This is a genomic window from Caballeronia calidae, from assembly GCF_900044055.2.
Classification (GTDB): Bacteria; Pseudomonadota; Gammaproteobacteria; order Burkholderiales; family Burkholderiaceae; genus Caballeronia; species Caballeronia calidae.
The window spans coordinates 1-7,738 of sequence record NZ_FCOX02000141.1 but is presented as its reverse complement, the minus strand read 5'-3'; the positions used below and the strand labels follow the sequence as shown (position 1 = coordinate 7,738).

4 protein-coding genes and 2 pseudogenes are annotated in these 7,738 nt (G+C 55.6%); 1 reads left to right on the top strand and 5 read right to left on the bottom strand.

Annotated elements, in window-relative coordinates; translation table 11 throughout:
• Nucleotides 1–79 precede the first annotated feature (79 nt).
• Nucleotides 80–565: pseudogene (locus AWB78_RS40630) on the top strand (alpha-hydroxy acid oxidase); the annotation flags it as partial.
• Between the two features lie 350 nt (nucleotides 566–915).
• Here the strand turns inward: AWB78_RS40630 and AWB78_RS48990 are convergent.
• The 5 genes and pseudogenes from AWB78_RS48990 to AWB78_RS40605 form a co-directional block, all read right to left on the bottom strand.
• Nucleotides 916–1,369: pseudogene (locus AWB78_RS48990) on the bottom strand (IS5/IS1182 family transposase); the annotation flags it as partial.
• A gap of 212 nt (nucleotides 1,370–1,581) precedes the next feature.
• On the bottom strand, nucleotides 1,582–2,805 hold the full coding sequence (locus AWB78_RS40620) for a porin (RefSeq protein ID WP_062612688.1): 1,224 nt from the start codon (nucleotides 2,803–2,805) through the stop codon (nucleotides 1,582–1,584).
• 263 nt (nucleotides 2,806–3,068) lie between these two features.
• Nucleotides 3,069–4,412 carry an MFS transporter gene (locus AWB78_RS40615; protein WP_062612686.1) on the bottom strand — a complete coding sequence of 448 codons (1,344 nt, stop codon included), beginning with the start codon at nucleotides 4,410–4,412 and terminating at the stop codon, nucleotides 3,069–3,071.
• A 741-nt stretch (nucleotides 4,413–5,153) separates the two neighbouring features.
• On the bottom strand, nucleotides 5,154–6,632 hold the full coding sequence (locus tag AWB78_RS40610) for an aldehyde dehydrogenase (protein WP_062612684.1): 1,479 nt from the start codon (nucleotides 6,630–6,632) through the stop codon (nucleotides 5,154–5,156).
• A 120-nt stretch (nucleotides 6,633–6,752) separates the two neighbouring features.
• Nucleotides 6,753–7,738: zinc-binding dehydrogenase (locus AWB78_RS40605; RefSeq protein WP_074173693.1), on the bottom strand; the 986-nt coding region annotated here is incomplete at its 5' end.

The following is a 7,738-nucleotide window of genomic DNA, read 5'->3' as shown; positions in this document are numbered from 1 at the left end:
TCGCAATCTCTTTAAGGAAAGACACGTCCGTTACGCTGCCTGAGAAAAAAGAGCACTATTTGATGCACCAGTCAGTACCTGGGAAATGATCTCCAAGATGCGCCGCGCTTGGGACGGCCCGGTGTTGGTCAAGGGGATCTTACATCCAGAAGATGCGGTTCTTGCACAGAAAGCTGGAGTCGACGGCATCGTGCTCTCGAATCATGGCGGTCGCGGCATGGACTGCTCGGTGGCGCCGATTCAAGTCCTGGAGCAGGTCCTTGACCGTACCAGTGGGAAAATGCCAGTCCTGCTCGACAGCGGTGTAAGACGAGGCACGCACATCGCTAAAGCCCTGGCTTTGGGCGCGCGTGCGGTCATGGTCGGCCGCGCACCTGTCTACGGCGTGGCTGCGGGAGGTAAAGAAGGCGCGCTACGCGCGCTGTCGCTTTTGAAGTCCGAGTTCGACCGTACAATGACTCAACTCGGCTGCCCTAGCGTTGCGGAATTGAGTTCTGATCTTATCTTTCGCCCTGGACGAAGGGAGGTCGAAGGAGCTGGATTCAAGTGGAGCGGCGCGGCGTGACCAACTTTCTGCGAACAACGCCCTTGCGCAGCGTCGGTTGGCGACCAACGCGTCGTATCGAGAACGGCTCAACGCTCGCGCCTTACGCAATCAAGAGGAAGAACACCCATGGCCCCAAGTGCTCTTCACAGACTGTCAGCAGCGAAGTACGTCTACCCTGAGCGCCCGAGAGTAAAATTTCGGGTCTAAATCTCTTTTGGACGCGGCCAAAATCGTCAGACGCGGATTTTCCGTATTCCGAAAAAGGCACCGGTCCGACAATTCGGTGCTTGCTGAGAGGGAACGCCGATCATTGGTTCCGCCAATGGTGAAGACCCGTAAAGCCCCCTGTTCGCCAAGGCAGATGGCCACTCGATGCACGTCTTAAGCGGACGTTTGATCGATAACCAGCTGCGCCGGCGAGTCATTCGCAATGAGTGCAGCTGACCGCGCCAGGCAATTTCAGTGGCAATGCCCGCTGCATGCAATGAAACGTCGATGTTTGTCATGGCCGTAGCCCCTGTCGCCTCGAACGAAGCAAGGCTTCGATAGCTTGCCGCAAATGGGTGCGATAGCCTCGACCAGAGGAAGGAGAGACGAGTCGATGCAGTCGGCAGCGTGTAACCGCAAGGAGAACCCCGTGCAGCCAGTCATGCAAGCGGCGCCAGCTCCCAAGCAGGTCCGTCTGCAAGATGAAAAGGATGCCCACCTGCACGGCACGATTGCCGAGCTGCTCCCTGGGCAACGGTGGCGCCGAAGTTTTGAGGTGACGGCAACGGTTCGATGAGTTGCTTAGAGTTCGTCGTCGAGGGATGGTTTTGCCATGGCCCTTTCGTCGTCGAAACAATGAACACGTTGACGATTCGACGAAACTGGTCCCTTTGTTTATTTGGTTGAAGCTTGCTATTCAGCGAATTCAAAGAACTGAAACTGCTTATGTCTTGGGGCCACCAACCGATGACGCAGAGTAAATAAGGGGCCGCGGCAACCGGACATGACCCCTCCTGTTCTTGACAACGCCCAGATGGTCTTGGACTTTAGAACCGGTGCACAATGCCCGCCACTCCAACGAACATGCTTCTCGAAGATGACGGTGTCGAGTTGTAGCCATCGCCGACGGTCGCAGTGGCGCCGATAATACTTCCCATCCCGTTGCCGCCGAGAGTTTCACCGCCGGCCCGCGTAAATCCCTCGGATGCGTAAAGGCCGGTCCGCTTTGAGATAGCGTAATACTGCGAAAGCACGATCTGATGATATCGCGCGCTGTCCGTTATCCCATTTGCTTCGGTCGCCCTTGTGTAACTGTACTCTGCGACCAGGTCGAGCGCGACGAAGGGCTTCCAATGAAACACCACGCCGCCAGTGTTGAAGATCGCCTCCGAGGCAAACGCTGAACCCGTTCCCGGGATGTATTGCACGTTCGTATAAATTGCCCGTATATCAAACGCGCTGCTGAGAACGTAGCTAGCACCGGCTGCAAAGCGTTGCTGAGCTTGAGCGGTCTGGTAGCCAAAATTTAGCGCCGAAAGCCCTTGCTGAGCACCTGCGTTTGAAGTCGCAGAATCGGCGCCATACGCCCCACCGCCAACTGTTGAATTGTTTATCCGGGAGAAACCCACACCCGCTGCTACGGGGCCCTGCGCGTACGACATTGCGCCGCTATAGCTTGAACCTTGGTTTATGCTGCCAGGGATGCCAGCCAAAGAGTAGGAACCGCTAATAACAACACCAAAGATTCTAGGTGAGGTGTACAGAATGGTGTTGTTACTCCTGTAAACCGTGTCGAGTCCATCGATATCGCCAGGGTGTGCCCCCGTGTATCCGGTGATCCATGCCGTCGGTCCGAACGGAGACATCAACTGAAAATACGATGCATATTGCCGTCCTGCCGCAAGCGACCCGTATCTGTCATTGGTGACCCCAACAAACGACTGCCGATTGAACATAAGTCCAGTAACAGCCTGCCCGCCAGTGGAACTATTGAATCCTTCTTCCAAAGTGAAGACTGCTTTTGTCCCACCGCCCAAGTCTTCACTGCCTCGCAGGCCGAACCTACTACCGAGCCAGACACCATTAACCATTTTCACCGCCGACTTTCCGTTGCTCGTCGATCCAAGAGCGGTTTGGCTCGACTGATACCCTATTCCATTGTCGATTGCACCGTAGAGCGTCACACTGTTTTGGGCGACAGCAGGCGTGAATGAAGCAACAGCAAAGGTCCCAAGAGATGCTACGCACAGACTTCGAATTATTCGATCCATACATGTCTCCGTTAGAATATTTGAGCCTCGGAGGGTCGGGACGAAAGGACCAAAACACAGTCCTCTAGAACAAGCCCCTAATCTATATTTGTACTACTAAGCTATATGTTGGACTCTCGGCGAGCAATTTCAATCTGACACTCTTGTCGCCATCTATTGGGCGAAACCGGCCGCGACCGCTAATCTGGCCACGCGTCCCTTTTTTAAGCGCGTGGCCAACCATCCAAGTGCAGGTGGCCCATTGCTGCGATTGCGCTTCCGATCTATCGAGCTTCGCCAGCGCTCGTTCGGGGCGTATCGCTTGCCAGGTTCATGGATAACGGATTCGCATCGACGACGGACGTTCTCAGCCTTATCCCTTTTGTCTCTGGAACAAACTGAACGATCAAGACATTCAGAATCGCGAAACCCGTCACGTACCATGCGGGCGCCATGGGCGAATGAAGAACGCTGACGAGCCAGCCGCAAATCAGTGGGGTCGTCCCACCTAAGATCGCTACCGTTACCTGATAAGCGATCGCATGTCCGGTGGCTCGAAAACTAGTAGGAAATAATTCGACGGTAGTAGCTGTCGCGGGACCGGCATAGATTCCAATTCCAATTCCGAGCAAGATCTGACCCGCGAACGCACCGTACGGCGACCCTCCCGAAGCAAGGTGCAACGAGAGGTAAGCAACCAGGGCAATCCACAAAGCGCCAACCGACATCACCGGCTTTCGTCCATATCTGTCACTGAGAGCGCCACCGATTGGGCAAAGGATCGCATAAATCCCGATGCCAGCGCCGTTTGCCAGCAAAGCTGTTCCAGCATCGAGATGTGCCTCGCGGACCATGTACGTGTACATGTAGCCGATCAGAAGGTAGGCTGCGACCGCTTGAATGGGCATCACCAAAGCTACGTGCAGCATGGGTTTGAGGCCGCCTCGGGCCGCCGCACGCAGGGGATTCGTCGCGGTACGACCACGAGTGGCTTGCTTGAACTCCTCAGGGTCGTCGACCGAGCGGCGGATGAGGTAACCTACGACACCGATCAAACTTCCGAGCAGGAAAGGAATTCTCCAACCCCAAGCCAGATAATTTTCCTTCCCCACCGCATATTGGAAGGCAAACAGGGTGAGTGCCACACCCGCGATTGGAACGTTGCCGATGCAGTGATTGATGCCGACCCAACGTGCTCGACGGTCGTCGGGAGCAGACTCCAAAACAAACGTCGTGCTGCCTGTGAATTCCCCGCCGAATGCGGCGCCTTGCGTCAGACGACACAGAACAAGAAGTACAGGGGCCGCAAGGCCAATGGCGTCATAGGTCGGGAGAAGGCCGATCGTGCCTGTGCCTGCCGCCATCAGCCAAATTGTAAGTGTCAAAACTTTCACTCTGCCGAGTCGGTCCGACAGATACCCAAAGACGAGACCGCCCATTGGCCTTGCTAGAAAGCCCACTGCAAAGATCGCAAACGTACTGAGAAGCGCCGCGACCGCGTCGCCCTTCGGAAAGAACTGTGCCGCGATGACTGGCATAGCAAATCCGAAAACAGCAAAGTCATATTGCTCCCCGAAGTTTCCAATAGCTGCCGCGCCGAGTGTGCGCTTCGATCCACTTCCACTCACTTCATCCTCCTCATTTCAAAACCGAGCATTGACGGAAGCGGCGTCTAAAGCGACTGCTCTCCCGTCTGATGGCTGATGTCAGGTAAGTAACCAGCTCGCCCCCGCATCCGCACATACACAAGACATCTCGTTAATGTTCGAACATTTGAAGGACGAGCCAAGGATAGAACCGGCAAATGCAAGTCGAAATGGGCACTTACCCTAGCAACGGGGACTTTCGAACAAACCCTTGTCTACATCGCCGCCAACGTTAGGGGATGAGGGGCGTATGCATTGAAATCCGAGATGGGCGAAGATGCCGTCCACACAAGGTGCAGGTGGGACAGGTGGAAATAACCAGCCCCGCCAGACGGCAGATCAGGCAGTCATGCTCGTACCGCAAATAGCGAGGGTCTGGGCGTTGCTCTGGGAGGAAGCCGTACTCGCCCGGTTCCTTTCCGATTCCCGGTGGCGTCAGCGGGGCGTATGCTGATCAAGGAGGCAGACGGACACACCGCTGCACGCGCTTGCCGCGCGGCACGGTGTGTCCGTCAGTAAGCTGAACGCCGCGAGAGAATTGACTCCAGGAGTCGAAGGCTATCATCACGCAAACCGGCTCGCGGCCGAGCATGCGCCCCCAACTCTGAGTGGTATTCCTCCAGTCGTGACGCGAGTAATGCCTCAATGGCTCGACGGGCTCGGGAACTGGATCACGCACGTCCTCGTTGTCAGTCCGATGGCCCGTTGACGTCGCGCTGCTTATTACCGCATCACGAACGGGTTATCCGTACTTCCTGCGTACGAAATCCAGACTGTCTTGGTTTCGAGGTACTCGTCGATCGCCTCTTTACCATTCTCTCGGCCAATCCCGGACCTTTTCATGCCGCCGAACGGAGTAACGTAGCTCACTGCACGATATGTATTTACCCAGACGGTACCGGCACGAAGCCTTTTTGAGGCGGTAAATGCCCGCGCAAAGCTCGTTGTCCAGACGCCAGCAGCCAATCCGAATGGCGTGTCATTCGCCATCCCGTACGCTTCCTCGTCGTCGTTGAACTTCATCACACTTAGGACGGGTCCGAACACTTCCTCTCGAGCAATTCGCATGTTGTTCGTGACGTTCGTGAAGATCGTTGGTTCGATGAACCAGCCTTCTCCGCACTCAGAACGCGTCGCTGCGGAGCCCCCCAACACACAATGCGCACCTTCATTTTTCGCGATTCCGATGTACTCCAGAATCCGCTCATACTGAGGACGCGTTGTAACAGGTCCGATTTGCGTCTTAGTATCCATCGGATCTCCCATTCTCGCTGTCCTCGCCAACTCAATAAACTTTTCGACAAACTCATCATGAATGCTCTCGTGAAGCATCAGGCGCGAACCAGCGATGCACGTCTGCCCTGTTGCGGCGAAGATCCCAGATACCGCACCCTTTACCGCATCGTCGAGCTTCGCATCATCGAAGACGATTTGTGCCGATTTTCCTCCTAGTTCCAGCGTCAGGCGCTTGAAGTCGTTCGCTGCGTTTCGTGCGATGAGACGGCCACCGTTTTCCCCGCCGGTGAACGCGATCTTATTCACGTCTGGGTGTGTTACTAATGCTTCTCCGACATCGGCTCCAAAGCCGGTCACTACGTTGAGGACGCCTTTTGGGAAACCGGCCTCTTCAACGAGCTTCATCAACTCCAATAGGGAAGCTGACGTAAACTCCGACGGCTTGAGGACCATCGTGCACCCCGCAGCAAGCGCCGGCGCCAACTTATACATTGTCGTTAGTAGCGGAGAATTCCAAGGGGTAATAGCGGCCACAACGCCAACGGGCTCTCGCCGCGTGTACGCAAAGTTGTCCGGCTTTTCGATCGGCGGAACCGAACCCTCAATCTTGTCGGCCAGTCCTCCGAAGTAGTACAACCACTGCGGCAAGTAACCAACCTGCAAACGCATCTCCGCCCAAAGCTTTCCGTTGTCTCTCACCTCAATTTCGGCAAGCTTGTCTGCATCACGAGCGATTAAATCGCCTAGTTTTGTTAAGAGCCGCCCGCGCGCAGTCGCTGACAAGCCCCCCCACTCTCCTTGTTCAAGCGCAATCCGCGCCGCCGCGACTGCGTCATTGACGTCCTCCGTGGAACACCGTGGAATTAGCGCCCATGGTTGCCCTGTGTAGGGGTTGAAGGACTCGAACGTCTCATTCGATTTGGCCGATCGCCAATCGCCGTTGATGAAAAGTTGAAAGCGTTTCATTTAGTTGGTTCGTCTTTAAAAAAAGGTCCACCGGCTTGGAGAATACCTAGTTTCGGTCTGTGTCTTTAACGATCGTCCTTCGGCCACTCCTGCTTCCTGCGACAAGTCGTCATCGGTTTCCTAGAAGACGAAAACTCCCTTTCCCGCCGTTTGCGCGCCAGCGACAATATAGGCTTCCCTTGCTTGCGACAAAGCCCATCGGTGACTGAATATGGCGTCTATGTCCAAATGGTGAGCTGCAGCAAAAAGGGCCGCTTCGCGCTGAATTACAGTTGAAAATGTCAATGACCCAATCGCCGACACTTGGCGCATGATTAGATCTGAATTAACGTTTAATGTTGGCGCGGGGCCTAAACCTACATATGCGACGGAGCCCCAGAGGCGCACCGCCCCTAGAGCGTCCTGCCGTGCAGTCGCAGCACCAGATGTTTCAAGGGCATAGTCCGCACCACGGCCGTTCGTCAACTCTCGGATAGCAGAGCGAACTTGAACGTCCGTAGGATTGAGAACTACGTCAGCCCCGAACTTCCTCGCTAACTCGAGACGAGCGTCGCTGATGTCGAGCGCGATAACGCGCGCGCCCATGGCCACGGCGAATTGGGTGCCGGCCAAACCCACGTGCCCTTGCCCGAAGATGGCAATGGTGTGGAGTGCATTTACGCCGAGTCGACGGAGGGCTGAGTAGGCGGTGCCCGATCCGCAACTTATCGCAGCCCCAGCTTCAAACGACAGTTCATCTGGCAGAGGAATGACGGTGTGCGAAGGAACTTTCATGTATTCCGCATGACTTCCGTGAGCGTTCGATCCAAACATCCGCGGAAACGGACGCATCTCTTCGCAGATCTGAGGCCAGCCAGTGCGACACTGATCGCAGCAATTGCACCCCGAGTAATGGTGCACCATGACACGTTGGCCGATGCGTGCCTGTTGCTCCGTCACACCCTCGCCAACTTCGACAACGATGCCGCAGGGCTCGTGACCAACAATGCAAGGACCACGGTCCCGATGGTATTCATAGACCGAACCTTTTACTGACTGGTGCATCAAATAGTGCTCTTTTTTCTCAGGCAGCGTAACGGACGTGTCTTTCCTTAAAGAGATTGCGA